At 55.4% G+C, this 23,982-nt stretch carries 20 protein-coding genes and 1 pseudogene; 14 read left to right on the top strand and 7 right to left on the bottom strand.

The window, feature by feature from the left end; translation table 11 throughout:
* Positions 1-29 precede the first annotated feature (29 nt).
* The 3 genes from GTU79_RS05610 to GTU79_RS05600 all read right to left on the bottom strand — a co-directional run bounded on the left by GTU79_RS05610 (position 30) and on the right by GTU79_RS05600 (position 5,146).
* A complete protein-coding gene (locus GTU79_RS05610) occupies positions 30-2,186 on the bottom strand; it encodes a putative bifunctional diguanylate cyclase/phosphodiesterase (RefSeq protein ID WP_203522615.1) in 2,157 nt (718 codons plus the stop codon).
* A gap of 272 nt (positions 2,187-2,458) precedes the next feature.
* Positions 2,459-4,147, bottom strand: coding sequence for an alpha,alpha-trehalase TreA (gene treA, locus GTU79_RS05605; RefSeq protein WP_132923144.1), 1,689 nt, complete (start codon positions 4,145-4,147; stop codon positions 2,459-2,461).
* Between the two features lie 813 nt (positions 4,148-4,960).
* Positions 4,961-5,146, bottom strand: coding sequence for a hypothetical protein (locus GTU79_RS05600; RefSeq protein ID WP_203522616.1), 186 nt, complete (start codon positions 5,144-5,146; stop codon positions 4,961-4,963).
* Between the two features lie 372 nt (positions 5,147-5,518).
* Here GTU79_RS05600 and GTU79_RS05595 point away from each other — a divergent pair, with 372 nt between their 5' ends.
* The 3 genes from GTU79_RS05595 (at position 5,519) to GTU79_RS31290 (ending at position 7,911) form a co-directional block, all read left to right on the top strand.
* Positions 5,519-6,586 carry a LacI family DNA-binding transcriptional regulator gene (locus tag GTU79_RS05595; RefSeq protein WP_132923147.1) on the top strand — a complete coding sequence of 356 codons (1,068 nt, stop codon included), beginning with the start codon at positions 5,519-5,521 and terminating at the stop codon, positions 6,584-6,586.
* A gap of 595 nt (positions 6,587-7,181) precedes the next feature.
* A complete protein-coding gene (locus GTU79_RS05590) occupies positions 7,182-7,436 on the top strand; it encodes a hypothetical protein (protein WP_214513746.1) in 255 nt (84 codons plus the stop codon).
* A gap of 181 nt (positions 7,437-7,617) precedes the next feature.
* Positions 7,618-7,911 carry a hypothetical protein gene (locus GTU79_RS31290; protein ID WP_203522618.1) on the top strand — a complete coding sequence of 98 codons (294 nt, stop codon included), beginning with the start codon at positions 7,618-7,620 and terminating at the stop codon, positions 7,909-7,911.
* A 36-nt stretch (positions 7,912-7,947) separates the two neighbouring features.
* Here GTU79_RS31290 and GTU79_RS05580 read toward each other — a convergent pair whose 3' ends face one another.
* The gene (locus GTU79_RS05580; RefSeq protein ID WP_132923149.1) at positions 7,948-8,268 is read right to left on the bottom strand and encodes a PTS transporter subunit EIIB; all 321 of its coding nucleotides are present in this window, start codon (positions 8,266-8,268) and stop codon (positions 7,948-7,950) included.
* A gap of 614 nt (positions 8,269-8,882) precedes the next feature.
* Between GTU79_RS05580 and GTU79_RS05575 the strand changes: the two are divergent.
* From GTU79_RS05575 to cho, 8 genes and pseudogenes are all read left to right on the top strand, one after another.
* A pseudogene (locus GTU79_RS05575) lies at positions 8,883-9,370 on the top strand (YciE/YciF ferroxidase family protein).
* Between the two features lie 848 nt (positions 9,371-10,218).
* Positions 10,219-11,487: an urea ABC transporter substrate-binding protein gene (gene urtA, locus GTU79_RS05570; RefSeq protein ID WP_132923151.1), complete on the top strand. Its 1,269-nt coding sequence runs from the start codon at positions 10,219-10,221 to the stop codon at positions 11,485-11,487.
* Between the two features lie 193 nt (positions 11,488-11,680).
* Complete coding sequence (urtB, locus tag GTU79_RS05565) at positions 11,681-13,150, top strand: urea ABC transporter permease subunit UrtB (RefSeq protein WP_420854168.1); 1,470 nt, start codon at positions 11,681-11,683, stop codon at positions 13,148-13,150.
* Positions 13,150-14,226 (top strand): urea ABC transporter permease subunit UrtC, encoded by a 1,077-nt coding sequence (urtC, locus tag GTU79_RS05560; protein WP_203522621.1) that lies wholly within the window; start codon positions 13,150-13,152, stop codon positions 14,224-14,226. Before urtB ends, urtC begins: the two co-directional genes overlap by 1 nt.
* The gene (urtD, locus tag GTU79_RS05555; RefSeq protein ID WP_132923154.1) at positions 14,223-15,014 is read left to right on the top strand and encodes an urea ABC transporter ATP-binding protein UrtD; all 792 of its coding nucleotides are present in this window, start codon (positions 14,223-14,225) and stop codon (positions 15,012-15,014) included. Before urtC ends, urtD begins: the two co-directional genes overlap by 4 nt.
* A gap of 57 nt (positions 15,015-15,071) precedes the next feature.
* Complete coding sequence (gene urtE / locus GTU79_RS05550; protein ID WP_132923155.1) at positions 15,072-15,770, top strand: urea ABC transporter ATP-binding subunit UrtE; 699 nt, start codon at positions 15,072-15,074, stop codon at positions 15,768-15,770.
* Between the two features lie 70 nt (positions 15,771-15,840).
* On the top strand, positions 15,841-16,314 hold the full coding sequence (gene nikR, locus GTU79_RS05545) for a nickel-responsive transcriptional regulator NikR (RefSeq protein WP_203522622.1): 474 nt from the start codon (positions 15,841-15,843) through the stop codon (positions 16,312-16,314).
* A gap of 188 nt (positions 16,315-16,502) precedes the next feature.
* Entirely contained in the window at positions 16,503-17,366 is an 864-nt protein-coding gene (gene cho / locus GTU79_RS05540; protein ID WP_132923157.1) for an excinuclease Cho, read from the top strand.
* A 231-nt stretch (positions 17,367-17,597) separates the two neighbouring features.
* Here cho and GTU79_RS05535 read toward each other — a convergent pair whose 3' ends face one another.
* Positions 17,598-18,035 carry an Lrp/AsnC family transcriptional regulator gene (locus GTU79_RS05535; protein WP_132923158.1) on the bottom strand — a complete coding sequence of 146 codons (438 nt, stop codon included), beginning with the start codon at positions 18,033-18,035 and terminating at the stop codon, positions 17,598-17,600.
* Between the two features lie 151 nt (positions 18,036-18,186).
* On the opposite strand from GTU79_RS05535, the gene yedA reads away from it, so the two are divergent.
* Together yedA and GTU79_RS05525 are read left to right on the top strand one after the other, a co-directional pair.
* Positions 18,187-19,137, top strand: a complete 951-nt coding sequence (gene yedA, locus GTU79_RS05530; protein ID WP_203522623.1) for a drug/metabolite exporter YedA — start codon at positions 18,187-18,189, stop codon at positions 19,135-19,137.
* A 309-nt stretch (positions 19,138-19,446) separates the two neighbouring features.
* Positions 19,447-20,853 (top strand): MFS transporter, encoded by a 1,407-nt coding sequence (locus GTU79_RS05525; RefSeq protein ID WP_243701587.1) that lies wholly within the window; start codon positions 19,447-19,449, stop codon positions 20,851-20,853.
* Positions 20,854-20,949: 96 nt separating this feature from the next.
* On the opposite strand, the gene GTU79_RS05520 is transcribed toward GTU79_RS05525, so the two are convergent.
* Entirely contained in the window at positions 20,950-21,609 is a 660-nt protein-coding gene (locus GTU79_RS05520) for a C39 family peptidase (protein WP_203522624.1), read from the bottom strand.
* A 42-nt stretch (positions 21,610-21,651) separates the two neighbouring features.
* Positions 21,652-23,208, bottom strand: a complete 1,557-nt coding sequence (locus GTU79_RS05515; RefSeq protein WP_203522625.1) for a methyl-accepting chemotaxis protein — start codon at positions 23,206-23,208, stop codon at positions 21,652-21,654.
* Between the two features lie 431 nt (positions 23,209-23,639).
* Between GTU79_RS05515 and GTU79_RS05510 the strand changes: the two genes are divergently transcribed.
* Positions 23,640-23,969 (top strand): DMT family transporter, encoded by a 330-nt coding sequence (locus tag GTU79_RS05510; protein ID WP_132923163.1) that lies wholly within the window; start codon positions 23,640-23,642, stop codon positions 23,967-23,969.
* Positions 23,970-23,982 lie beyond the last annotated feature (13 nt).

The raw sequence follows: 23,982 nt of genomic DNA, 5'->3' as shown, positions 1-23,982 counted from the left end.
AAAAGAACTCATGGGCATCGCCATCGTCTTCAGCGTCCCAGTCCCAACCGCAGGGCAAACTCCGCCGCCGGCATGGGTTTGCCGAACAGATAGCCCTGGGCTTCCAGACAGCCTTTTTTACGCAAGCGTTCGCACTGTTCCACGGTTTCAACGCCTTCGGCGATAACCTCCAGTTTGAAGCTGCTGCCCAAATAGAGTATTGCCCTGACGATCGCCGCATCCGGCGGGGATTCGCACATGGCGCGGACAAAGGTTTGATCCACCTTCAGCCGGGTGACCGGGTAATGCTTGAGCATGCTGAGGGAAGCATATCCCGTTCCATAGTCATCAAAAGCGATCCCCACGCCATCTTGGCATAATTCGCACAGCGGAAGCAGCATCGTTTCATCATGGCGCAGGATAATATTCTCGGTGATTTCCAATTCCAGCGCCTGGGGCGGTAACCCGGTTTCGGCCAGAATGGCGCGAACCTGCCGCGCCAGGTTTCCGGTTCTGAACTGAGCGCTAAAGAGATTGACGCCGGTACGGAAATTTTCAACGCCGGCCTTGCGCCAGGCCGCCGTCTGGCGGCAAGCGGTCTTTATCACCCACTCCCCGACCCGTTCCGCCCACGGACCGGATTCCAACGCCGGTAAAAAAGCGGCCGGACCAAGCAATCCTTTTACCGGATGTTGCCAGCGCAGCAGGGCTTCCGCCCCGACAATCGCCTCGTCGGACAAACGTACCTGAGGCTGATAAAACAATTCAAATTCATTCTGCTCGAAGGCGCGGCCGAGTTCGGTTTGGTAGGAGCGTTTCGCCTGCGATAGCTCACGCAGTTCGCGGGTAAAGAAACGGCGGCAGTGGCGTCCCTCGGCTTTCGCCTGATAGAGCGCCAGATCCGCGCTGGTAAGCAGTTCCTGGATAGTCAGGCCGTGGATGGGATAAATCACGATACCGACGCTGGCGCCGATATTCACCGGCTGTCCGTCGACGGCCAAAATTTTTGATATTTCATCAATGATCTGGTCGGCGATTTCCGCCGCCCGCTGCGGATCCGACAGGCCCGGCATCAGCATGGCGAACTCATCGCCACCCATGCGGGCCACCACATCGCCGGATCGCACGCAGTGCTGCAGTTTATAGCCCACTTCCACCAGAACCGCATCGCCGCCGGCATGTCCCAGATTATCGTTAACGTCCTTGAAGCCGTCCAGATCCACCAGCATGATGATGGCGGCGTCTTCATTCCTCAATACCTGTTCGAGACTCGACGTCAGCAGGGTCCGATTGGCCAGTCCGGTAAGATGATCCATATGCGCCAGTTGGAATAGGCGCTCCTCATTGCGGCGGCGTTCGGTAATATCCCGCAGGATGGCGCCAAAGCTGACATGCTGATCATCGACCCACATCGAGGCGGACAGCTCTACCGGAATCCAGGCGCCGTCTGCGGCCCGAACCTTCAGTTCCAGCGTGCCGCCATGCTGCAAGGCTTCTTTATCCGCCACCAGACGGCGCAATCGGGCCACCGGACCGCCCGGTATCAATATATTAATATTTTGTCCGATAATATCCTTGCTGTCATAACCCAATAATTTGCGGGCGGCGGCGTTCCAAAATGTAATGGTACCGATTTCGTCGGCGCAGATAATCGCATCCGGCGAGGTATGCGCGATATTTTCAAAACGGCCCTGGCTGGCGCCGCGCGCCCGTTCCAGCCGGCGCATTTCCAGCTTATCCATCACCAGCGCCGCCAAATCCTGCATATTCTGCCTGTCGCCGCCGTTAAGATCCGGTCGCGGTACCCGATCGATAATGCACAATGAGCCGATGGCGTAGCCCGTTCGCGTAAACAGTGGTATTCCGGCGTAAAAACGGATAAAGGGCTCCCCGGTCACTAGTGGATTATCCCGGAATAAAGGATCCGCCAGGGTATCCGGTATCACCAGGATATTTCGAGTTTGGATGGTATGGGTACAAAAGGAAATGTCCCGCGGCGTTTCACAGGTAGCGATGCCGGTGCTGGCGACAAACAGCTGCCGCTCCGCTTCAATAAGGGAAATCAATACGATGGGAACATTGAATATATTGGCCGTTAATTGGATTAAACGGTTAAAAGCCATATCCGCTATTGGCGAATGAATTCCGAATTCCTCAAGAATTGCCAAACGCTTTTCTTCATCCTGACCCAACGGCGGATACGTCATATTTGCCTCTTCAAATAATTATAAACATAATAATTGACAATGCTTTAGAAGGGTTATGCCTATTAAGTATAGTCACAGGCGCGAAGAAGCGGCGATAATCAACGGGCTGGTTTTATGTGCGGGATCGATAAGAATGAATAATGACCGGCGCCGGATAAAATTCATCAGATTCTAAAAGACGGTGCCGGCCCTATGCCCAGGGCCCCGTTTATGTGCCGCTGACGGGTCAACGGGGCGATAGACTCATAGGGCGGCCATGGCGCCATCCTATGCTAATGGGCCGCCGAGGCCTCTTTTGCACTCTCGTCCGAGCTTTGTTTGTCCTCGCAGCCCGGCGTTTTATCGCAATACATATCCAGTAATTTCAGGGTGACGCCATTAGTCCAGCCGAAGCCATCCTGCAGCGGATATTCACCGCCGCCGCCGCCGCCGAGGCCGCTGCCTTCAACAACATATTTTTCCACCAGCTTGTGCTGATTATTATAAAGCCGCTGCACGTTGCCTAAAAACCGGGTGGCGATATCTTCCGCCAGGGCATCATTGCCGTAATTACGCAACCCTTCAACCGCAACCCATTGCAGCGGCGCCCAGCCATTGGGGGCATCCCATTGCTGGCCGGTGGTATGGGTAGTGGTGGTCAAGCCGCCTTGCTTAAGCAGCTGCGACCGTATGGTTTGCGCGGTGCGATTGGCGCGATCCATCGGCGCGATTTTTGCGTAGAGCGGAAACACGGTGGCGGCGGTAAGCTGTTCGCTCAGCTTGCCCTGCTGCCAGTTGTAGTCGGCGTAATAGCCCTCCTGATCGTTCCACAGGTGCTGGTTGATAGCCTGCTTCCGGCGTTCGGCCCGCTGGCTGTAATCATTGGCCGCTTTCTGATCCTTGGCCAGCAAACTGGCGTTGGCCAGGGTATGCTCAAGATGATACAGCAAGGCGTTCAGGTCCACCGGCAGGAATGAGGTGGTGCGGATGGACGAGAGTTCCAGCGGGTTGTAGAACCAGCGCGAACTATAATCCCAGCCAGAGGCGGCGCCGGCCCGCAAATCACGATAAACTTCCGCCGCCGGCCGGTCTTTAGCCTCGCTGGCGGTCAGCACGTCCTCCATATAGGATTCCGTGCGCGGGGTATCCAGATCATCCCAATACCGGTTCAGTAACGAACCGTCCGGCAAACGCACCACCCGTTTGTTCGCTTCGCCATTTTCCAGGTTCTCGCTGCCTGCCATCCAGTACTCGTACTCTTTTTTCAACTGCGGCAGATACTTGAGGTAAACCCCCTCGCCATCGTGGGTCGCCAGCAAATCGATCATCAAGGCGAAAAAGGGCGGCTGGGAACGGCTCAGGTAATAGCTGCGGTTCCCGTTGGGAATATGGCCGTATTTTTCGATTTCATGGGCGAAGTTATTGGTCATATCCCTGACCAGTTCCCATTTGTCGCTTTCCGCCAGGCCCAGCATGGTGAAGTAGCTATCCCAATAATAGACTTCCCGGAACCGGCCCCCCGGCACCACATAATCGTTGGGCAGAGGCAGCAACGAATCGTAAGGCCGTACGGTGGCGGTATTCCGGGTCAATACCGGCCATAGCGTATTGATATGTTCACGTAACGTCTGGCCGGTGGGCGGCACATATTTCACCCGATCCGGGGGAAAGATAAAATTCTTGTCGACAAAGGTTCGCAGATTGAATTTTTTACGCCGTTTTTTTACTTGATAATCGGCCACAATCGCCGACGGAGTCCGGCGCGGTACTGCATCCGCAAAAGTTTTCTGGTCGGGGAATAATTTCGCCGTTTGCACGTCGATATAGAGCTGGCCCAATAATATGTCCGGCCCCAGCAAGGAAGGAATATTTGTTTTATTTTTAGTTGTACTCGTAGAGAGGGCCAGGCCTGAAGCTGCTCCCAGCGCCATGCCCAATGTCAGAAATCTTTTCCAGGTCCACCTGAAAGAGCGTGTAATCATAGGTTTTTCTCCTTTTTTATACGCCATCCGGCTAATCTGGCCGCAGCCGAGAAATTCGTAGCAGACTTATAACTATAGCCACTGATGGACTATTTATGGACATCCACAACAAGCCCGCATTGGTTATGCTCACCTGGGCAAGCGCCCTGGCCTGGCTATGGCCGCCATCGGACGCGGCGCGGCGTGAGGGTAACTGTCCCATGGACATGCCGATTACCCCTGCCGTCCGCCATAGGGAAAGAAGACACCGCATAATATTTTTATGTTTAAAAACAATGCGTAGCAGCGCGCCAGCGGACGAAATATTCTGGTTACGCCTCCTCGGCGGTTTCATGGGCGCCGGCGGTTCGCCGTCAATCCGTTCCTTCAGACCGATGGATATGTCCAGGTGAGACCAGCGTTAAAAAGCGCATCCGGCCTCGTCCGGGCGAAGAGATTCGGATTTATCGTAAGGGCCGGATTGCCCGTTGCGGCGCTTTCCGAACGCTTGACTCACCGCCTGCCTTTATGGAGTTCAAAATAGTAACGTTGTGAGATACTATTATTAAACAACAATAACAAAACGAAAACATCTATAAATGAAATTTATAAATTCGCGGTGGTTATAGAGGGTTAATAATTATTGCGATAACGCCAGGAGGGAAAATAGGATTATCGGGGCGGAAACCGGAGGAAAAGCGCGGCCTATTACCTTACAAATTGAGGGGTTAAGATGTTACCGCGAGCACGAATGCACGGATATTCAATAAGTTTAATCATGTATCGACTGGGCGCGGCTGCGCATCGCTTGAAACCGCGCCCGGCAGTTCATCTTCATACCCGGTGCTGGTCGTATTCCATATCGCTGACCCGCTGCCAGACTTCGGCGGGCATGTAAACCGGCATATGATCGCAGCCCATGGCGCTGAACAATGCATCGGTTTCGGAACAGGAAGCCCGGTCGGCGCTGGGTTCTTCAGGTAAGACAAGAAACAGACGCTTTAAATGTTCAATAATCATCTCGATGCTCCTGGCCTGAAGAGCAAGGCCTGTTGGTCGGGTGAATTGGCAGCGTACCGCCCGAAGATGACGGTAATACCGTTATAAACGCAAACCGTTCCCGCGGGAAAGCTTTTTTTTGTATCTCTGCCGCCTCAACGCGCCCCAGAACCGGCCTTTCACCGCCGTGCGGTTTCAATGCCCTGAAATGAAAGATATTAAATACCCTGCAGCGACGACCGATAAAATGTAAATCTGAACATAGAATATTCATATGGGTAAAAAGGTTGTCAATAATGGACGCCCGAAAGGCGGCCGGCCCCAGGCGGTTTGGGTTGCCCGGATATCCCCGGCGTTGTAGCATTGGCACCGGTCTTCTTTCCGAGCAACCCCATGCCCAAGCCGCAAAAACCCCGCAATGTCAGTGCCCGGTCAACCCAGGGCGTTACCGTATTTGAAGTGGCCCGTCTGGCGGGCGTGGCGCCCATTACCGTTTCACGCGTACTGAACGAGCCCGGCAAGGTTAAAGAAGCCACGCTGCTGAGGGTACGGCAGGTGATTGAAGAAACCGGCTACGTGCGCAATCAAATCGCCGGTTCGCTGGCATCCAACCGCACCAGGCTGGTGGCGGTCATCGTGCCGGTACTCACCAATCCGATTTTTTCCGATACCTACCAGGCCATAGCGACCTGGCTGGCCAAAGCCGACTACCAGGTCTTGCTCGGCATTTCCGGCTACCATGCCGAGCAGGAAGAGGAATTGATTGACGTTGTCCTCAGCCGCCGCCCCGACGGCATTATCCTGACCGGTACCATTCACACCGAACTGAGCCGTAGGCGACTGCAATCCACCGGCATCCCGGTGGTTGAAACCTGGGATATGACCGAAGAACCCATTGATATGCTCATCGGTTTTTCCCATGAGGAGATAGGACGGCGGGAAGCGCAGCATCTGCTGGCGAAAGGCTATCGGGATTTTGCTATTGTGGAAGTGGACGATCCGCGCGGCCATCGGCGCAGCGAAAGCTTCATAAGGGAGCTCGCGCTGCACGGTATAGCTCCCCGCCATCGCCAAACCTTTCATGGATTGCCGGCGCTGTCCCAGGGACGGGCAGCCCTTCTGACGCTGCTGCCATTGCGGCAGCGGCCGCTGATGATCGTCTGTTCATCGGATACGCTGGCCCATGGCGTGCTGACCGAGGCCGCTTGCCAGGGAATAAACGTTCCCGGTGAATTTGCCGTCATGGGTTTTGGCGATATGAATTTCGCCGCGTTTACCTTCCCGTCGCTGTCCACGGTAAGAATCGACGGTGCCGGTATCGGCCGCCGGGCGGCCGCGGCTTTGCTGGAGCGGCTGAAGGGTAACACAACGTCCCCGCCGGTAATGATGGATGTGGGTTTCACCCTGGTGGATCGCGACAGTACCGCCTTATTAGCCAACCCATGGACGTCCACAGAGTAACGGCGGACGCCGGCCGGCGGCAAAGCCTATAGGGCGCGGTATCATTGGCATCGGCGACGAATTCAACGCCCGCGCCGAGCGTATCCTGGACAGAAAGCAGACAATACCCATCTATAGAAAATATATAATTATAAAAACATAGTTCCCAAATTACTCTGTTTGTAATAAATACCCTTCCCTGTTGAGCCAATTCTTCAAGAAGAGGGAAAGAGTGTTATTACCTCCTGGCAGCTCACTGTAATTATAAAATTTTTCTTATATGATCCACGTGCTATTAAATGAGCTCAATCATGCTATTTTAGCGATCATTATCCGGCACGCCAGTATTGATTACACATCAAATTAACCAGGATGCATTATTAATAAGGAAAATTATGTTTCATTATAAAGATTGCGGATTATCAATTGTTTGGCTCATCAACGGTTATGCGCAAGAGAAAATGAATAAGGACCTCGCCTACTGCATTGAAGATAAATCCGGTTTACATCGATTAATCGCCAAGGCATTAATTAATCGCCGGGGATCTCTGACCGGACGGGAGATGTATTTTATACGCAGCGAAATGAATCTATTAACAAGGGAACTGGGAGAAAAATGGGCGTGGGCGCGTCGATCGTCAGTCAGTGGGAACAAAGTTGCCACCCCTTGCCCCGAGGGGCCGATATTGCATTAAGAACGATCTATGTCGGCTTATTGCTGGAGGAAAGCGAAAGGGAACTGCATGTCCATTTACTTTCCGAGTCGGGACAGGATCGTTTCATTGAACAGCTCATTTTTAGATTCATCGACAGGCAATGGCAGCGCTATGTGCCGCTGCCGGGATCGCCCGCGGAGATTGAGCCGATATAATGCGGCTAAAGTGGTGACGCCTGCGCCATCGCGGATCGTGCATTGAAATGACCACTTTTTAAAATTATCAAATTTGATTCATGATTCCGTCATCGGACAGCGTCAACGCGGCATGGCAATAAAAACGTCATATAGGTTCTTTATACTTCAGCTTCAATTAAGTCCAAAAAAGAATAACAATATGTACGCCCGCCTGTCCTTGGCGCAGCGGCCAGGCTCCGGTATTAAGCCATCACCGGATGCCGTGCTCTGCGCCTTATTTTTTTGTCCCCGTTCCGCCACGTCCGTCCGGGGCGAGTTACCCACGAAAGGCCATCTTTCCCGCCGGCGGTACGGTTATCGCGCCACTGCCGATGATGAAATGCACCAAACCGCCCGAACAGGCCAAAGACGTTATCGATTATGTCCTCTTGCCGGAAAGAAGCCATGGGTCGATTTGACCGGCCCGGCGCTGGCGAAGGACCGGGCGTATTAAAGGGGGAGCGCAAACAGGATCGAAGGCGATTCGCGCCTACTTGTCCTCCAGGCCGAAACGTTCCGCCAGCTCGCGGCGTAGATTATCCGATTGCCGTCCGAAAATGGCCTGGATTTCCTGGCCTATCACAACCACCCCCACGGCGCCCAAATGCTGGATTTCCCCCGTATCCACCTTGCTCAAATCCTTGACCTTCACCCGCAAACGCGTGATACAGGCATCCACATCAACGATATTTTCCTGCTCACCCAGCGCGGATATCAATGAAGTGATATCCGGATCGTGCGGCACCGTGGCGTTATGCGGGTGCTTTATCTTCTCGCGGAAAAAACGCATAAATTCTTTGAAATTAACCATTCTTGCATCCTTATTTAAATTATCGGGGCCTGTTACGCTCGCCGGCGGCTATAAAAGCGCGATCCGCGCCCTTCTCCCCGGCACGTTACTGAAAGTGCCACTGCTTATGTTATGCCTTACTTCAATTATCCTACCGCGATGGCGGCAGACCTGAAAGGAGGATTAAACGTCTTGAAGGTTGTGACGTTCATTCACGAGTAAAAAATGTGATCCAGCCGACGGCGTCGCTGCTGCATCTGCGCTACATAAGCCGGCAAAGCCAAAAGCCCCGCCAGGGTGATAAAACTAAAAGTCACAAAAGTTTTTTTCGTATCTCATGAGGCTATGGTCCAAACGACAAATAGGCCGTTACCGGCTTATATTTTAGGTTGCATTATTCTAAATATCTTCTACCTCTTGATTTATTATTCTAGCAATGGGAAAATCTGATAAAAACTCAGCGCCAACTCCATGAATTTATTATTATTCATGATAGCAATTATCATTTCACTCTCTCATATTAACGCCACTGTTTGTTTTATTATCACTCTCTGACTAAACTTATATCATAAAGGGATTTTCATTGAAAAGGGCCTTTCTTATTTAATGTTTTAAAACCTGCCGCGGAGACATAAATGAATATCAAAACTCTGGAAGACCTTTTATCCATGCCCTATCGGATGTGTACAGTGCTGAAAAGCAAACTACCCGCGCATTACCGAAAATGGCCCGCGCCGCAACAGATCCCGAGTTGGTCACGGCATTCAAAGCGCATCTTGAGCAAACGCACGGTCAGATAGAACGTATTGATAAATTGGTGGAAGCGACCCCTAATGTAAAGATCAAGCGGATGAAGTGCTTGGCAATGGAAGGATTGGTTGAAGAGGGACAAGAAATTATCGACGAAGTGGAAAAAGGCCCGGTTCGCGATGCCGGACTTATTGCCGCGGCGCAGAAGGTGGAGCACTACGAAATTGCCACCTACGGCACTCTTTGCGCTTTGGCTGAACTGTTGAAATATAGCGAAGGGAAGGCGCTGCTGGCTGAAACCTTAAAGGAAGAAAAAGACACCGATATCAAACTGTCTAAATTGGCGACGATGAAAGTCAATATAGCCGGCTAATATATTCCCCAGGTTATGCCTTATTTCTTTTGCGTAACGCCACGGCTCGGACGATATGAAAAATTGCCCGAGCTGTGATTTATTGGATCATGTTTTTTATGGGGTTGATATGATTATTCAATTTTTTATATATGGCTTAGGCCGCAATAAAAACCCCTCAACGTTTGACGCAAACCACAATGGTCTAAAAGCCTGAACTCGGCAATAATTCTCTCTCGTCGCTATGGGCGTTTTTGATAGCATTATTATCTGTTCAAAATTCACTGCCCTGCCAAATCGCCAATCGCCTGCGCCCGCTGTTCCATGGCGGGGCGTCACGTCACCAGCCCAGGCAATCAGCATGTCAATCGGCCATCATGCACCCTTCAAAGAAGAAATCAGCACTGAACAAAAGTGCCTTTTGGGACAATTGAAAGTTTAGCTTCTCTTACTAATTTCCCCAGCGGCACCTCTTAAGATAAGGGGATCGACACCGCGAGGCCCTATCCGCTCTGCACGGTTTATATAACATCTTATCGGTCCTCTGCACTCCGTTAGCCCTTCTTTCCCCCCGGATTGGATGATAAATAGCCTTCCCGCCCCGCCATGCCGCATCGATGCCCGCCGCTGGTGCACGCCTGGTTTTTTATGCCCATGGTAAAGAGGAGAAAAGCCGGTGGGCTAGACCAGAGGTATCTGGCACGGCGTTTGCTTTGCTCAATGCATCCCCGGCCACCGCAGGGGCAAAGCGTAACCGCCGGACGCCAGGCAGGCCGAACCGGCAATCACTATCGCGGCATCAAAAGACATTGTCACCCTTTACAACGGGCCGTTTATGTTTATCCACAACTCATTTTGGAGTGAATTGTATGCAACGACGTAGTTTGCTTAAAGCCTTTGCCCTCTCCGCTACCGTTATCGGCATGGGCATCAGTTGGGGCGCCCTGGCCGCGGATACCATCAAAGTCGGCATAATGCATTCACTGTCCGGCACCATGGCGATTTCTGAAACGCCGCTGAAAGATGTGGCCCTGATGACCATTGATGATATCAATGCCCACGGCGGGGTTTTAGGTAAACAGCTGGAGCCGGTGGTGGTGGATCCCGCGTCGAATTGGCCTCTGTTTGCCGAGAAAGCCCGTCAGCTGTTAACCCAGGACAAAGTGGCGGTGGTGTTCGGCTGCTGGACCTCGGTATCGCGAAAATCAGTGCTGCCGGTGTTTGAAGAGCTGAACGGCCTGTTGTTCTATCCGGTGCAATATGAAGGGGAAGAGATGTCGCCGAACGTATTTTATACCGGCGCGGCCCCTAACCAGCAGGCTATCCCGGCGGTGGAATATCTCATGAGCGAAGATGGCGGCGGCGCCAAACGCTTCTTCCTGCTCGGTACCGATTATGTCTATCCCCGCACCACCAACAAGATCCTGCGCTCGTTCCTGCATTCCAAAGGCGTGGCGGATAAAGATATCGAAGAAGTCTATACCCCCTTCGGCTACAGCGATTATCAGACCATCGTCGCCAATATCAAGAAATTCTCCGCCGGCGGTAAAACCGCGGTCATTTCCACTATTAACGGCGATTCCAACGTGCCGTTCTATAAAGAGCTGGCCAACCAGGGCATCAAGGCCACCGACGTTCCGGTTATCGCCTTCTCGGTAGGCGAGGAAGAACTGCGGGGTATCGATACCAAACCGCTGGTGGGCAATCTGGCGGCCTGGAACTATTTCGAGTCGGTGGATAATCCCACCAACAAGAAATTTGTCGCCGATTACCGGGCCTATGCCAAAGCCCATAATCTGCCCAATGCCGCTACGGTGGTGACCAACGACCCCATGGAAGCCACCTACGTGGGCATTCATATGTGGGCCCAGGCGGTGGAAAAAGCCAAGTCAACGGACGTGGATAAGGTCCGGGCGGCCATGGCGGGACAGACCTACGCGGCGCCGTCAGGCTTCACGCTGACCATGGATAAGACCAATCACCACCTCCATAAGCCGGTCATGATTGGCGAGATCGAGGATAACGGCCAGTTCAACGTGGTCTGGCAGACGGATAAACCGATTCGCGCCCAGCCTTGGAGCCCCTATATTCCCGGCGATGAGAAAAAACCGGATCATCCGGTGAAAAGCGCCATGTGATCTGAGTAAAGCCAGCGAGAGGGTATGGGTGCCGGAGCGTGGCCGGCGCCTGATTATTCCGGCGCCAGAACGGGTGAATATCATGAGCGGTTTAATTCGTTTATTACGGTGGGTAGCCCTGGCATTGTGCTTATGCCAGCCGCTGGGGGCCTTAGCCGGTCCCGCCGCCGATTTTGTCGCTGCAAACCGCAGCATGCAGGCCAAGATGCTGGAAAACTGGTCCGTGGCGCCGGATGCCTCGCGTTTACCGTTGCTGGAGTCATTGCGGCGGGAAGAGGTGGTTATCGACGAGGCGGGCCGGCCTTTTATCCAAAGGGATACGCAGCTGTTGCCCATGGAAGGCGATGGCAAACCGCAGGGCGCGGTTAAAAAAGTCTGGCTGAATAACCGGCTGCGCAATCTTATCGCCAATGCGCTGTCCGCTCATCAGCTGGTCAGCAACGATCCCCGCGTGCGGCTACAGGCCGCCAAGGTATTGCAACGGGAAGCCCAGGCGGACCAGTTGCCGTTGCTGACCGCCCGTTTAAAAGCGGAGCAGGATCCGTCGGTGCACGGTGCGTTGCTGGCCGCCCTGGCCAATCTGCAATTAAACGATGCCAATCCCCAGGTGCGGCTCCAGGCGGTGACGCTATTGGGCCAATCCGGCGATCCGGATACCCAGGCGCGTCTGGTATCCCTCACCAACGTTAACACCGAACCCGATGCCCAGGTCCGTGCCGCCGCTATCAACAGTTTAAAACAGGTAAGGCATCGGCTGCTGTTGGGAGACCTGCTGGGCCAGGCCTTTACCGGACTCTCGCTGGGTTCGATATTATTGCTGGCGGCGCTGGGACTGGCCATTACCTACGGCCTGCTGGGGGTAATCAATATGGCCCATGGCGAAATGCTAATGCTCGGCGCCTATTCTACCTATCTGGTACAGATGCTGATGCAGCAGTTTACCCCGCAATTACTGGCTTTTTATCCGCTGGCGGCCCTGCCGGTGGCCTTTGCCGTCACCGGCGGCATCGGCATGCTGCTGGAGCGCACGGTGATACGCCACCTTTACGGCCGCCCGCTGGAAACCCTACTGGCTACCTGGGGTATCAGCCTGGTGCTTATCCAGGGAGTCCGCATGCTGTTCGGCGCCCAAAACGTGGAGGTGGCCAATCCTGACTGGCTGTCCGGCGGTATTCAACTGCTGCCGAATCTGGTCTTGCCCTGGAACCGCATAGCGGTAATTTTGTTTGTGCTCGCCGTACTGGCGCTGTGCTGGCTGCTGCTGAATAAAACCCGGCTGGGTATGAATATCCGTGCGGTAACCCAAAACCGGGCCATGGCCGCCTGCTGCGGCGTTCCCACCGGCCGGGTGGATATGCTGGCCTTCGGCCTGGGTTCCGGCATCGCCGGCCTGGGGGGCGTCGCGTTGTCCCAATTGGGCAATGTCGGACCCGAACTGGGCCAGGGTTATATTATCGATTCGTTCCTGGTGGTGGTGCTGGGGGGCGTGGGCCAGTTGGCGGGTACCGTGGCGGCCGCGTTCGGGCTGGGTATCGTCAACAAAATCCTTGAGCCGGAGATCGGCGCCGTGCTGGGTAAAATCCTTATCCTGGCATTGATTGTACTGTTTATCCAAAAGCGGCCGCAGGGTCTGTTCGCCGTGAAAGGCCGGGTGATTGACTGATGAGCCAGCCCTTAACCATAACCGCGGTGCAAAAAGCGCCGCGCATCGCCATCACGCTCACCGGACTGGGCTTTATCGCGCTGGTGATTTTCCCGCTGCTGGCCCTGCTGCCCGAGGGGCATCCGCTGGCCATCTCCACCTATACCCTGACACTGGTGGGTAAAATCCTCTGCTATGCCGTGGTGGCCATCGCCCTGGATCTGGTGTGGGGCTACGCCGGGCTGCTGTCCCTGGGACACGGGCTGTTTTTCGCGCTGGGGGGCTACGGCATGGGCATGTACCTTATGCGCCAGGCGGCTGGGGACGGTTTGCCGCCGTTTATGTCCTTTTTATCCTGGACACAACTGCCGTGGTACTGGACCGGCACCGAGCATTTCGCCTGGGCGCTCTGTCTGATTATCCTGGCCCCCGGCCTGCTGGCGCTGGTTTTCGGTTATTTTTCGTTTCGTTCGAGAATCAAAGGGGTCTATTTTTCCATCATGACCCAGGCGCTGACCTATGCCGCCATGCTGCTGTTTTTCCGCAATGAGACCGGTTTTGGCGGTAATAACGGTTTTACCGGTTTTACCACCCTACTGGGCTATTCGGTGACCGCCACGTCCACCCGGATCGCACTGTTCATGGTAACGGTACTGCTGTTGGCCGCCAGTTTATTGCTGGGTTTCGCCCTGGCGCAAAGCAAGTTCGGCCGGGTGCTGACGGCGATACGGGACGCGGAAAACCGCCTGGTGTTCTGCGGTTACGATCCCAAGGGCTTCAAGCTGTTCATCTGGACCCTGTCGGCGGTACTGTGCGGTCTGGCGGGCGCGCTGTATGTGCCGCAGGTGGGGATCATCAATCCGGGGGAAATGTCCCCCACCAACTCCATTGAAGCGGCGATCTGGGTGGCGCTGGGCGGGCGGGGCACCCTGATCGGCCCTTTGCTGGGGGCCGGCATCGTCAATGGCGCCAAAAGCTGGTTCACGGTGGCGATGCCGGAATATTGGCAGCTGTTTCTCGGCCTGATGTTTATCGTGGTCACCCTGCTGTTGCCCCAGGGCGTCATCGGCCTGCTGCGTAAAAGGAGGGGCTTATGAATGAAGGCCTACTGACGCAAACCTATCCGGCGGACGCCAGGCGGGACCGGCGCGACCCGGTGCTGTCGCTGGAAAACATCAACGTCAGCTTCGACGGTTTTCGCGCCCTAACCTCCCTCTCCTTTCAGATAGGCGTCGGCGAACTGCGCTGCGTTATCGGACCCAACGGCGCCGGCAAGACTACGCTGATGGATGTCATCACCGGTAAAACCCGTCCCCAGAGCGGCCGGGCCATTTACGATCAGCAGACCGATCTGACCCGGCTCAGCCCGACCCAAATAGCCCGGGCCGGCATCGGCCGTAAATTTCAGAAGCCGACGGTATTTGAAGCCTTGACGGTATTTGAAAACCTGGAACTGGCGCTGAAAACCGATAAATCGGTCTGGGCCTGTTTGCGCAATAAACTCACCAGCGAACAGCGGGACCGCATTGACGCCATGCTATCGACGCTGCGCCTGAGCCATGAGCGGCATCGCGCGGCCGGCATGCTGTCCCACGGACAAAAACAATTCCTTGAAATAGGTATGCTGCTGGTGCAGGAACCGCATCTGCTGTTGCTGGATGAGCCCGCCGCCGGCATGACCGATGCCGAAACCGCCTATACCGCCGAGCTGTTCCGCTCGCTGGCGGGTAAGCACTCGCTTATGGTGGTGGAGCACGATATGGGATTTGTGGAAACCATCGCCGACCATGTCACGGTGTTGCACCAGGGCCAGGTATTGGCGGAGGGATCGCTCCGGGAAGTCCAGGCCAATGAGCAGGTGATTGAAGTCTATCTGGGGCGATAATCGCATTCCGTTGGGGCGATAGCGGGGAAACCAAATTTTTACCTGGGGAGAAACCGGATGCTGCAGGTGGAAGAGTTGAATCAGTTTTACGGCGGCAGCCATATCCTGCGCGGCCTGTCGTTTGAGGCGCGCGTCGGCCAGGTCACCTGCCTGCTGGGACGCAATGGCGTGGGTAAAACCACCCTGCTCAAATGCCTGATGGGACTGCTGCCGGTTAAAACCGGCCGCATCCGCTGGCAGGGCGAGCTGATAAACGGGCGCAAAACCCACCAGCGCGTCCAGGCGGGTATCGCCTATGTGCCGCAGGGACGGGAAATCTTTCCGCGCATGACGGTGGAGGAGAACATCCTGCTGGGCTTATCGCGCTTTCCGGGCGCCCAGGCTAAACAGCCGCCGGCGGAAGTCTATTCGCTGTTTCCCATACTGGCTGAAATGAAACAAAGGCGCGGCGGCGATCTCTCCGGCGGCCAGCAGCAGCAACTGGCCATCGCCCGCGCCCTGGCCTGCCGGCCGCAATTATTGATCCTCGATGAACCCACTGAAGGCATACAGCCCTCGGTTATCAAGGAGATCGGCCTCGTCATCAAAACCCTGGCGGCCCGGGGAGATATGGCCATTTTACTGGTGGAACAGTTTTATGATTTTGCCGCCGCCCTGGCGGACAGTTATCTGGTCATGTCCCGCGGCCAGATCGTGCAGCGCGGGCGCGGAGCGGATATGGAGGCGGAAGGAGTGCGGGGATTGGTCACCATTTAACATACTGCGTCTATGATTGGGGATAAAAATGTTTCACACTGGCTTATAGCCTTTAACCCGGAACAAAGACATGCAACGTTTGACCCTTTCCCTGGACGATGAGCTGGCGCTCGCTTTCGACGAATTAATGCGGCGCAACGGCTACGCCAGCCGCTCCGAAGCCTTCCGCGATATGCTGCGGCGCGAGCTGGGACGCCAGGTGGCCGCCAGCGACGTGAATACGCCCTTTATTGCCATACTCAGCTATGTCTACGACCACCACGAACGCCAGCTGTCCGCCCGTCTTACCGAACTTCAGCATGATCATCATGAACTGACCATTTCCACCATGCATGCCCATCTGAGCCATGACGAATGCGTGGAAACCGCTATTTTGCGCGGACCGCTGCGGCAACTGACTGAGTTTGCCCAGTCGGTGATTGCCCAGACCGGCGTGCGCCACGGCAGCATCAACCTGATTCCGCTGGAGGCGGCGGAACTGGCGGTTGACGCCAACCCGTCCCCAACGCTCCGCGGTGGCCACGATCACGGGCATAAGCACTGATGGCGTCCGCGCTGCCTTCCCCAGGCGGAACCGGGCGGCAGATGGCTTGCCCTAGCCGGCAATAGCGTCAGCGTGGATTTTCCGGCAGGATATGCTCATTTTCTACCCTGCCGGCGATATTTTAGGCTGTTATGTTAAAATATAACCTGCTATGCTGTACAAAACAACAGTAGAGCGGGTTTTATTCAGTGCGCAAGCGTCTCACCACCGTCCGGCGGGAATTCGATCCCGCCGAGATTTATCAGTATCCGGAACATCTGCGTTCATTTATCGACAGTCTCCCCGCCGCCCCCGGCGTGTACGTTTTCCATGGCGACAGCGACGTCATGCCGCTGTATATCGGTAAAAGCATCAATATCCGCAGCCGGGTGATGTCCCATTTTCGTACCGCCGAGGAAGCGCGCATGCTGCGCCAGGCCCGGCGCGTCAGCTATTATCCCACCGCCGGAGAAATCGGCGCGCTGTTGCTGGAGGCGCAGATGATCAAGCAATATCAGCCGCTGCATAACAAGAGGCTGCGGCGCAGCCGCCAGCTCTGCTCCATCCAATTGGTGAACGGTATGCCGGTTATTGTCTCGGCCAAGGAGATAGACTTCGCCCGCGCAGCGGATTTATACGGGCTATTCTCCAACCGCCATTCCGCGCAGCAAAGGCTGCTGGATATCGGCGACAGCGAATTTTTATGTTACAGCCTGCTGGGGTTGGAAAGGATCAGTCACGGCCGCCCCTGTTTCCGCTTTCATCTCGGACGCTGCGCCGGGGCCTGCTGCGGTAAGGAGACGCCGCAGGAGCATCATCTTCGCCTGATGGACGCGCTGCAGCAGATGCGCATATTCAGCTGGCCCTATGCGGGGGCAATAGGCCTGGTGGAGCAGGGGGCGGGTTTTCGCCAAATCCACGTGGTGAACAATTGGTATTATCTGGGGTCTGTAAACAACCTGTCCGACGCCGCGGCCCTGAATAAAGTGGCGAAAAATTTCGACCGCGACGGCTACAAAATCCTCAGCGGGCCGATCTTAAGCGGGCGTCATGAGATCATCGAACTGGAATAGGCGTGAATGCGCCTGGTTAAAACATGGCGAGCCTGGCGGCCTGTGCATGTATATCGCCTTGCTTCTTCAAAAACGCTTTCATTTTGCGCAGCACTTTCATGGAAGATTCCTCGAATTAGCTATTAATTTGTGATGTAAATCACATTTTTCATACTAAGCAAAAGGGAATGGCCTGTCAAATTTATGTGATGCATATCACGTTTTTCCGGAAAGCGTTTTTACCTTCGGCAATTAGCTCAGCGACAGCGGCGCGATACGTTCTACCGGTGCCGACAGGATGATGGACGTTTTGGTGGCCCCAAAACGGCTGACTTCTTCGATAAAAGCTTCCAAAGCCGCCATATTGCGCACCGCGCCCCTTATCATCACGCAGGCTTCGCCGGTGACCCGGTAGCACTGCAAAATCTGCGGCATCTGGGTCAATGCCTGCAGGATATTCTGCCAGTGGTTATGATTAAGACGCAGTTCAACAATAAAAGAGATATCCAGCCCCATTTTTTCCAGATTGATATGGGCATGGTAGCCGGTGATGACTTTTTTTGCTTCCAGCTTGGCCACGCGTTCGGCCACCGCCGGCGGTGAAAGGTTCACCCGGCGCGCCAGCTCGGCATAGCTCAATCGCCCGTTTTCCATCAGCGCGTGCAATATCAATTCGTCGAATTTATCCATATTTTGTCCGCCGGCCGTTGAACGTTGAATCGAAGGTATATTGGTGGTTTTCCCGTGCTTTCATCGGGTAAACGGTGCATAAATACCTCATTGAGTGCTAATAAAATAGGTTAAGTTAGGATTCAATTGCCAGACATTTACAGGAAAAAAAATGCGCTTAAAGGATTCGCCCGGTTTCAAACTCGCCCTGGCCCTGTTTACGCTCTATGTCATTTGGGGTTCCACCTATTATTTTATCCGCGTCGGCGTCGGCGCCTGGCCGCCGCTGATGATGGCCGGAGTCCGGTTTTTCCTGGCCGGCGCCCTGTTGCTGACGGTGCTGCTGCTTAAAGGCGACCGTCTTCCCACCCTGCGCCAGACGGTGAACGCCGGCGCGATAGGCATATTGCTGCTGGCCATCGGCAACGGGCTGGTCACCGTGGCGGAGCATATGCAGGTGCCGTCCGGCATTGCCGCCGTGGTGGTCGCCACCGTGCCGCTGTTCACCGTGGCTTTTGGCAGCCTGTGGGGCATCCGCGCCACCGGGCTTGAATGGCTGGGCATTGCCACCGGACTGGCGGGGATTATCTTGTTGAATACGTCCGGCAATCTCACTGAACATCCGCTGGGAGCTATGCTGTTGATCGTCGGCTCCATCAGCTGGGCGTTCGGCTCCATATGGGGAAGCAAACTCCAGCTGCCGCAAGGTTTGATGGCCGGAGCAATGGAGATGCTGGTGGCCGGGACGGTACTGCTTTGCGCCAGCCGCATCAGCGGCGAACGGCTGGTGCGGATGCCGGATATGCCCGGTATTCTGGCGGTGGGCTATTTGATCCTGTTCGGTTCAATCATTGCCATCAGCGCCTATATGTTCCTCCTCAAACACGCCCGTCCGGCGCTGGCCACCAGCTATGCCTATGTCAATCCGGTGGTGGCGGTACTGCTGGGCATGGGTTTCGCCGGTGAACGTCTCACGGGGACGGAATGGACGGCGCTGGGTATTATTATCCTCGCGGTCATGATAGTCATGGTGGGCAAATCCATCACCGCCGGCAGGCACTCCGCCGGCAATCTGGAGCCGGTGGTCAAGACCCGCCGCGATTCCGGCAAACCGGCGGGTTAACCTTTCTCCTTTCGCCCGAAAACACCGGCACGGTTGTTGCCGGTCCTACCTCTTTATGCTCACTGGTATAATCACTCATTTTTTTGTATGACAAATTATTCCCCGGAGGTAAAGTAATATCCATACCCCGCGCGAAGCGGGTCAGGTTTGCCGGTATTCTGATACCGACGGGTAGGTAAAAACGTGTTTTAAGGATTTGAGCAGGCAATGGCGAATGAGAAACAACCGACTTCCGCGTTGACGGAGATTAGGGACGCCGACACAGCGGATAACCCGCCTGAACAGGTGTCTTCCGGCGGGATATCGGGCATGGCGCTGCTGGTAGCCGGCGCGTTTTTTATGGAGTATATCGACGGCACGGTCATCGCTACCGCATTACCGCAAATGGGCGTGACCTTCGGCGTTTCCGCGGTGGATCTGAATATCGGCATGAGCGCCTATCTGCTGACGCTGGCGGTATTGATCCCCGCCAGCGGCTGGATCGCCGATCGCTTCGGCTCCCGGCAGGTCTTTACCGTCGCGCTGGCCATTTTTACCCTGTCGTCGGTGCTGTGCGGCCTGACGCAAAACGTGCCGCAATTTGTCCTGATGCGCATCCTGCAAGGGGCCGGCGGCGCATTAATGGTGCCGGTGGGGCGCCTGGCGGTGCTCAGAAGCACGCCTAAACCGCAGTTGATCAAAGCTATCGCCACGTTAACCTGGCCGGCGCTGGTGGCGCCGATCCTGGGGCCGCCCCTGGGGGGGTTTATTACCGACTACTCAAGCTGGCGCTGGATCTTTTTTATCAACCTGCCCCTGGGAATAGTGGCCATCTTTGCCGCCTGGAAGCTTATTCCCAACCCGCCCCGCACGGTACGGCCGCCGTTTGACCTGATTGGTTTTGTCACCAGCGGCATCGCGATGCTCAGCCTGGTCTACGGACTGGAACTGACCGGCCGGCAAGATGCCCCCTGGCCTTACATGCTGCTGTATCTGCTGGTGGGCCTGCTGGCCCTGTTTTTGACCCTGCGCCATTTGCAGCGGGCCGAAAACCCGATGATCCGGTTGAATTCCATTAAGGTATTGACCTTCAGGGTGACTCTCGGCGGCGGTTCGTTATTTCGCATGGCCATCGGCGCGGTGCCGTTTTTACTGCCCATCATGTTCCAGGTGGGATTCGGCATGGACGCGTTCCATGCCGGTTCCCTGGTGCTGGCGGTGTTTGCCGGCAACCTGGCGATGAAACCCGCCACCACGCCGCTTATCCGGCACTTCGGTTTCCGCAAGGTCCTGCTGGTAAACGGCACCCTTGGGGCGCTGTCGCTGCTGGCCTGCGCCTTTCTGACGCCGACGACGCCGAGCTGGGTCATTCTTAGCGTACTGTTTTACGGCGGCCTCTGCCGATCGATGCAATTTACCGGCATCAGCACCCTGGCCTTCGCCGATATCCCGCAGAGCGACATGAGTTATGCCAATACCCTGTTCAGTACGGCGGTGCAGCTCTCCATCGGCATGGGCATCACCATCGGCGCCATCGGCGTGCGGATCGGAGAGAAAGCGGCGCCGCTCTTGGGTATGGGGGATTTGCCTGGCATCAGCTATCGGCTGGCGTTTGTGCTGATTACCCTGATGTCGCTTATCGGCCTGGTGGATCTGCTGCGATTGCCCGCCAACGCGGGGGAATCGGTCTCGCGCAAACCGCAGCCGGTAAAACGAAAACCGGCTTCCGGCCGTTAGGGCTTGATGAATGAGACGTTGCCGGAGGCGCCGGCACGGCTATCCCCGTGGTTGCCGCCGCCGGTACCAATACCTGACGGCGCGAGAGGATTAACCTTAGGTCGAAGCGGGGCAGGACGCCGCGTCAAACACCACGCCCCGGCCGGCGCACCAGGAAAAAAACGCGTCCAGCGGCAGTGAAGAGTGGTAAGGGGCCGTCTCGGTGGCCGAGGGATTATTGAACCACACCCGATCCCCCTCCAGCCCGTAGCACAACACCAAATGGCCGCCGTTTGCGCCGGGATCGCTATTGTATCCGTCGGCATGGCGGATCTTAGGCGAAACCGACGCCATTACCGGCATCCCCCTTGACAGGCAGTCCGCCAGGCTCTCCCGGCTGATGGCGGTATCCACCCGGGCCGAAATGCCGTACAGGCGTACGATCATCGCCACAAAAGGGGCATAAATCAACCCCTTAACCGAGCCGTCCGGCTGCGGAATATAGGCTTTTGCCGCCATGGCATGGCGCCAGATGGCATAACGCGAGCAGAGGGACGGGTTCGGCGTCGCCCCGTGCCGGCGCCGGTATAGCAATAGCGATTGAAAACAGGCGATACCGCAGATTCGCCAGGACCAGAAGCGGTACTCCTGGGCATCGCTAAAGCCGGACTGTTCCCGCCAATCCGGATCCCCGCAGGGATCGGCGCCGGCCAGTATTCGCTGATTCAGTCCCGGCGCGGACCACTGTGATACATAGGGATAATGCTCTACCGGCATACCGCTGTCCTTATGATTACCTCTGCTTGGCCGGACCGCCAATCAGGCGGTCTGGAAAAAGCTGACGGTTTTACGCAATTCCTCTCCTTGTTCGGTAAGCGACCGGGCTGCGGCGGCGGCCTCTTCAACCAGCGCCGCATTTTGCTGGGTCACCTGATCCATCTGCGCAACCGCCTGCCCCACTTCCTGGATGCCCAAATGCTGCTCGCTGCTGGCATTGGCGATCTCACGGATAATGGCGGCCACTTTATCCACCGAATCCACCACTTCCGTCATCGCTTTACTGGCATGATCGGCGCGGTCGGAGCCGGCGGTGATTTTCTCCACCGTGCCTTCAATCAAGGATTTAATCTCTTTGGCCGCGTCGGCGCTCTTTTGCGCCAGGGTCCTGACTTCGCTGGCCACCACCGCGAAACCCTTGCCCTGGGTACCGGCCCTGGCCGCTTCCACCGCCGCGTTAAGCGCCAGCAGGTTGGTTTGGAAGGCGATACCTTCAATGACAGAAATGATATTAACGATTTTTTTCGAGCTTTGCGAAATATCGCGCATCTGGGTCAGCATTTCGGCAACGATCTTACCGCCTTGGGAAGCGGTACGCGACGTTACCGTGGCAAGCTCGCTGGCCTCTTTGGCATTATCGGCGTTCTGATGCACGGTTTGCGTCAGCTGCTGCATATTGGCCGACGTCTGGATCAACGAAGACGCCTGTTCTTCGGTACGCTGGGAAAGATCGGTATTTCCCTGCGCAATCTGGCCCGAGGCCACCGAAATGGATTCGCTGCCGCGGATGATACCGTTAATGGTATCGCGCAACTGCTGGCTCATGGTATTCAGCGCCGCCAGCAAACTGCCGCTGTCCTTCGCCCTCACCTGGATGCCCGTGGTCAGGTCGCCCTCGGCGATTTTACGCATAATGGCCGTGGCATAAGCCGGCTCGCCGCCCAGCTGCCGCCACAGATTTCGGGCGATGACCGTCGCCAGCAGGCCGGAAATCACCAGGGCGAACAGCCCCAGGCCCAGCAGAGAAGTTTTGGCGATAAAATACCCCTGGCTTGATTCGTCGGCGGCCTTGTTGCTGCCGCTGATTTCCCGATCCACCATGGTGGCCAGATCAATCATCAGCTGAGTGCGGTATTTGCGGGAATTATCACCGCTGATTTGGATGGCCGACGTCACATCGCCGGCGCTCATGGCTTTCACCACCTCATCATTCGCCTGGCTGAACTGATCAAAATTGGCGATGATCTGGCTGAATAACGGGGTGGAGCTTAACGGACTGTGCAACGCAATATAATGATCCTGAGCACGACGATAGTTGGCCACCGCCTGCATGAGCTCTACCCGATGCCCCTCGCGGTCGCTCTCCGTCGCCGAGGAGATATACTGTATCTGCTGCAACCGCAGCTCCGCCAGATTTTCGCGCATCTCCAGGGTGTAGCGCACGCCGGGCAGCCAGTTGTTGCGATAGTCGTCTATATGGGCATTGGTATTGCTAAGGTGGTACAACGATACTCCGCCCAAACAAAGCATCATAAAAATAACGACTGCAAAACCACTTATCATTTGAACCAAAAAAGGTAAATGTACTAATTTTTTCATAACCAAAACCGTCCTTGAAGAGGGGTAAAGGTTTATCGGCATAAATGAACGGAGGATGAGCCCCGGGACGGTTTTATTGTCGATCCGTGAGCCGTCCCAAGCTTTTGAACCTTGTTACACATTTTCCCCGGGCGGCCACGGCACGATGCAAATGATTTCCATCAAGCTCCGTTTTCTTCCCATTTTAAGGAATCTCCTGCCCCCGGAGGAACCCTGCCGCCGTGCGCACTGCCGGCCCCCCCAACACAGCGGGGTCCGGCCGGAAACGCCGATATGGCTGAATCAATAGGCCGGCGGTATAAATCGTCAAATTCTTTATAGAATAATAATCATCCTGCCGAATATTAAAAACAGCGGTAAATTGTCAATTTCACATTCCATATTAACGTGGTAATATTGGCAGCCTTTGTTAGAGAAAATGATTAATGCCTATGACGTATTTATATCTCCTGATCGCTATTTTATCCGAAGTTATTGCTACCACTTCACTTAAAGCCTCGGCGGGTTTTACGAAACTCTATCCCTCCATTCTGGTGATTGCCGGCTATATTACTTCCTTTTTATTATTATCATTAGTACTCAAATCCATCCCGGTGGGCATAGCCTACGCGCTCTGGGCAGGCTTAGGCATCGTTTTCGTGGCCATTGCCGGCTATCTGTTCTTCGATCAAAAGCTGGATCTTTACGCTATACTCGGCATGGCGCTTATTATCACCGGAGTATTAGTTATTAACCTGACATCCACCGCGGCGGAGCATTAAAACGCAGCGCCCC

The sequence above is a fragment of the Sodalis ligni genome (genome assembly GCF_016865525.2).
Classification (GTDB): Bacteria; Pseudomonadota; Gammaproteobacteria; order Enterobacterales; family Enterobacteriaceae; genus Acerihabitans; species Acerihabitans ligni.
The sequence above is the reverse complement of the archived record's forward strand: the minus strand, read 5'-3'. Positions and strand labels throughout refer to the sequence as shown.

Excerpts from the sequence above, each read along its gene's own strand:
- GTU79_RS05595 (WP_132923147.1), top strand. The coding sequence starts at position 5,519 with ATGCCCAAGCCGCAAAAACCCCGCAATGTCAGTGCCCGGTCAACCCAG.
- GTU79_RS05510 (WP_132923163.1), top strand. The coding sequence starts at position 23,640 with ATGACGTATTTATATCTCCTGATCGCTATTTTATCCGAAGTTATTGCT.
- urtD (WP_132923154.1), top strand. The coding sequence starts at position 14,223 with ATGAATGAAGGCCTACTGACGCAAACCTATCCGGCGGACGCCAGGCGG.
- GTU79_RS05590 (WP_214513746.1), top strand. The coding sequence starts at position 7,182 with ATGGGCGTGGGCGCGTCGATCGTCAGTCAGTGGGAACAAAGTTGCCAC.
- urtC (WP_203522621.1), top strand. The coding sequence starts at position 13,150 with ATGAGCCAGCCCTTAACCATAACCGCGGTGCAAAAAGCGCCGCGCATC.
- GTU79_RS05580 (WP_132923149.1), bottom strand. The coding sequence starts at position 8,268 with ATGGTTAATTTCAAAGAATTTATGCGTTTTTTCCGCGAGAAGATAAAG.
- yedA (WP_203522623.1), top strand. The coding sequence starts at position 18,187 with ATGCGCTTAAAGGATTCGCCCGGTTTCAAACTCGCCCTGGCCCTGTTT.
- urtE (WP_132923155.1), top strand. The coding sequence starts at position 15,072 with ATGCTGCAGGTGGAAGAGTTGAATCAGTTTTACGGCGGCAGCCATATC.
- GTU79_RS05610 (WP_203522615.1), bottom strand. The coding sequence starts at position 2,186 with ATGACGTATCCGCCGTTGGGTCAGGATGAAGAAAAGCGTTTGGCAATT.
- GTU79_RS05525 (WP_243701587.1), top strand. The coding sequence starts at position 19,447 with ATGGCGCTGCTGGTAGCCGGCGCGTTTTTTATGGAGTATATCGACGGC.
- GTU79_RS31290 (WP_203522618.1), top strand. The coding sequence starts at position 7,618 with ATGTACGCCCGCCTGTCCTTGGCGCAGCGGCCAGGCTCCGGTATTAAG.
- GTU79_RS05600 (WP_203522616.1), bottom strand. The coding sequence starts at position 5,146 with ATGATTATTGAACATTTAAAGCGTCTGTTTCTTGTCTTACCTGAAGAA.
- GTU79_RS05515 (WP_203522625.1), bottom strand. The coding sequence starts at position 23,208 with ATGAAAAAATTAGTACATTTACCTTTTTTGGTTCAAATGATAAGTGGT.
- GTU79_RS05520 (WP_203522624.1), bottom strand. The coding sequence starts at position 21,609 with ATGCCGGTAGAGCATTATCCCTATGTATCACAGTGGTCCGCGCCGGGA.
- urtB (WP_420854168.1), top strand. The coding sequence starts at position 11,681 with ATGCAGGCCAAGATGCTGGAAAACTGGTCCGTGGCGCCGGATGCCTCG.
- treA (WP_132923144.1), bottom strand. The coding sequence starts at position 4,147 with ATGATTACACGCTCTTTCAGGTGGACCTGGAAAAGATTTCTGACATTG.
- urtA (WP_132923151.1), top strand. The coding sequence starts at position 10,219 with ATGCAACGACGTAGTTTGCTTAAAGCCTTTGCCCTCTCCGCTACCGTT.
- GTU79_RS05535 (WP_132923158.1), bottom strand. The coding sequence starts at position 18,035 with ATGGATAAATTCGACGAATTGATATTGCACGCGCTGATGGAAAACGGG.
- nikR (WP_203522622.1), top strand. The coding sequence starts at position 15,841 with ATGCAACGTTTGACCCTTTCCCTGGACGATGAGCTGGCGCTCGCTTTC.